Annotated in this window: 3 protein-coding genes, 1 tRNA gene and 1 pseudogene; 2 read left to right on the top strand and 3 right to left on the bottom strand. The window is 34.1% G+C overall.

Annotated features, from left to right (window positions below; genetic code table 11):
* The 3 genes and pseudogenes from OZD64_RS03805 to OZD64_RS03795 form a co-directional block, all read right to left on the bottom strand.
* Positions 1-131: pseudogene (locus tag OZD64_RS03805) on the bottom strand (IS4-like element ISWosp8 family transposase); the annotation flags it as partial.
* A 221-nt stretch (positions 132-352) separates the two neighbouring features.
* The gene (locus OZD64_RS03800; RefSeq protein WP_274999323.1) at positions 353-1,216 is read right to left on the bottom strand and encodes a gamma-glutamyl-gamma-aminobutyrate hydrolase family protein; all 864 of its coding nucleotides are present in this window, start codon (positions 1,214-1,216) and stop codon (positions 353-355) included.
* Between the two features lie 218 nt (positions 1,217-1,434).
* A tRNA-Phe gene (locus tag OZD64_RS03795) sits at positions 1,435-1,507 on the bottom strand.
* Between the two features lie 79 nt (positions 1,508-1,586).
* Between OZD64_RS03795 and coaD the strand changes: the two genes are divergently transcribed.
* Both coaD and OZD64_RS03785 read left to right on the top strand, forming a co-directional pair.
* Positions 1,587-2,093, top strand: coding sequence for a pantetheine-phosphate adenylyltransferase (gene coaD, locus OZD64_RS03790; protein WP_274999322.1), 507 nt, complete (start codon positions 1,587-1,589; stop codon positions 2,091-2,093).
* A gap of 27 nt (positions 2,094-2,120) precedes the next feature.
* A partial coding sequence (locus OZD64_RS03785; protein ID WP_044471353.1) for an IS5 family transposase occupies positions 2,121-2,400 on the top strand: 280 nt, incomplete at its 3' end.

The following is a 2,400-nucleotide window of genomic DNA, read 5'->3' as shown; positions in this document are numbered from 1 at the left end:
AAATCATAGAAAATACTGTCGAAAAAGGAAGTTTTCTTGTTCGTGTAAAACTCAACACAATGGATTTTCTGAAAAGTTTTCGAGTATATTGCATTTTTAATTTGTAAGATAAGATCTTTTCCTTTTTGCATGCCTCACCTAAAAAAGACACATTTTAAACTTTTTTGTTGCAATAAAATAGAAACAAAAGTGCTGTCCCTTGCACTCTTTGGATAATTTAATGATAAAAAATTTGGAGAGAAATTTTATACACTATCGCTGATATTTTTCCTTAAGTTGACGCCATTGCCTGAACGGATACATGACAAATCTATCGTTTATCAAATCGTCGGTAAGCCTAAAGCTATAGCCATTAAGCACGATAAAGAAAATCATTCATAATCGCTATAGCAACTAGTGTAGACACTTGACGTTCCTTGTGACTTGATAAATAGAGGTTTTTATCTGACTTCACAACAAGGGCTTCTGGATGACTTTGAAAGTGAACATTACCATGCTTATCTTCAATAGCCTCTATTACCCCCTCACTGGAAAATGCTGCAACTTTATATCCAAGTGACTCCAATTTTCTTCTATTTTCTGGTGTATTACTTACTGCTCCTGAATGAGCATCTGGAAAATATGTTGAAAACCAGCCATTTTCATTAGGTATTAGGAATTTGGCTACTACTTCTGCTAAACGACTATTTGGAACGATCTTTATCTGCTGGAGAGGTAGATCCTCTTTCTGTGGATTAGGTGCTGATTTTAAATGAGATCTTCGTTTCTCTTCATCACTCACAACACTCACTACTTCAATTCCCTTTGCATTCATTATGCCTTCACATATGCCAAGTAAATGAATTGCAGGGTTATCATCCACTATTTTTACAATTGCTTCAGTAACAAGCTGGCGACAAGGAGTGGGTGCTGAGTGTAAATTATCCGGAATAAATATTCTATTTATTTTGTGCTCTTTAACAAACTTTGCAACTTCAACTTTTATTCGGTCTAATGTTAGCTTCTTTGCCAATGTTTCATCTTGTTTTGCAAAGATAAGCGACTTTTCTTGGATTTCTTTTAAGTTAATTATTTTATTGTAGTCAATGAGTACGGTTTTAACTCCAAAGTTATTAAACATCTCGTAGATATTTTGAGATAGCCCAAGCTCATGTGCTTCTTCCGTTTTCAACAAACCAACAACTATGTCATTATTTACTGTATTTTCTGCCGTCAAGACAGTTGACGCTGGTTCTTCTTTTCTGGTTACATGTTGAGATGCCGGTTTTTCACTAACGCCAGCATAAGTAATATTGCTTAATAATAGAACTATAATTAATAAGATATTAAATAGTTTATTATAATATTTATATACTATGACTTGCCTCCCTAATATTTATATTACGATATAGAGTATTTTATAACAAAAAGGTAAGTTTGCCAAGAAAGAGAAGGTGGCCTGAGCAGGAATCGAACCAGCGACACAAGGATTTTCAGTCCTTTGCTCTACCAACTGAGCTATCAGGCCAACTGTATACTTTTATTTTTAGATAAAAAATGTTATTATGTCTATCAAAAGTTTTTAAAGTAGTTTATAAAAATAAAGGATGAACATTAATGACAAAATAGGAATCTACCCTGGCACATTTGACCCTATAACTTTTGGGCATCTTGACATAATCAAAAGAGCGTGTAAACTAGTCGATAAATTAATAATAGGAGTTGCAGAAAACGTTAATAAGCATACTGCCTTTGACACAAAGCTACGCACAAGCATGGCTGAAAATGAAATCAAAGGGCTAGGAATTGATGCAGATGTTATATCTTTTAATGGGTTGCTAGTGAAGTTTGCCAAAGAGCAGAATGCTTCTGTTATTATTAGGGGATTAAGAGCAGTATCGGATTTTGATTACGAGTTTCAAATGAGCTGGGTAAATTATAAACTTCTTCCTGAAATCGAAACCATATTTCTTCCTGCTTCTGAAGATACTCAATTTATCTCATCAAGCTTTGTAAAGGAAATAGCAAGATTAGGAGAAGATGTTAGCAAATTTGTATCAAAAGGTGTTCAAAACGAATTGAGAGCTTGTCCGGAAACAAGTAAAAGGCTATAATATCTGAAATTTTAGTACGGGGTAAAGATGAGAAAAAAGTATCCAACAGATCTAAGCGAAAGGGAATGGGCAAGAATAGAAAAACACTTCAGAGTATCATACAAGAAAGGAGGAAGGCCGCCAAAGTATAGCAAAAGAGAAATATTAGAAGCAATTTTCTATGTATTGCGTACAGGGTGTCAATGGCGGTATTTACCAAATGATTTTCCGCTATGGAAGACTGTGTATGAGCAGTTCAGGCAATGGAAGAAGCAGGGAATTTTTGAGAAAATGAATTATGAAATTACAAAATATAGTAGAAGAAAAA

Source organism: Wolbachia endosymbiont of Drosophila tristis (assembly GCF_028981745.1).
Lineage (GTDB): Bacteria > Pseudomonadota > Alphaproteobacteria > Rickettsiales > Anaplasmataceae > Wolbachia > Wolbachia pipientis.
The sequence above is the reverse complement of the archived record's forward strand: the minus strand, read 5'-3'. Positions and strand labels throughout refer to the sequence as shown.

What these genes read in the sequence shown, in the direction of transcription:
- coaD (WP_274999322.1), top strand. Translation starts at nt 1,587, where the DNA reads ATGAACATTAATGACAAAATAGGAATCTACCCTGGCACATTTGACCCT.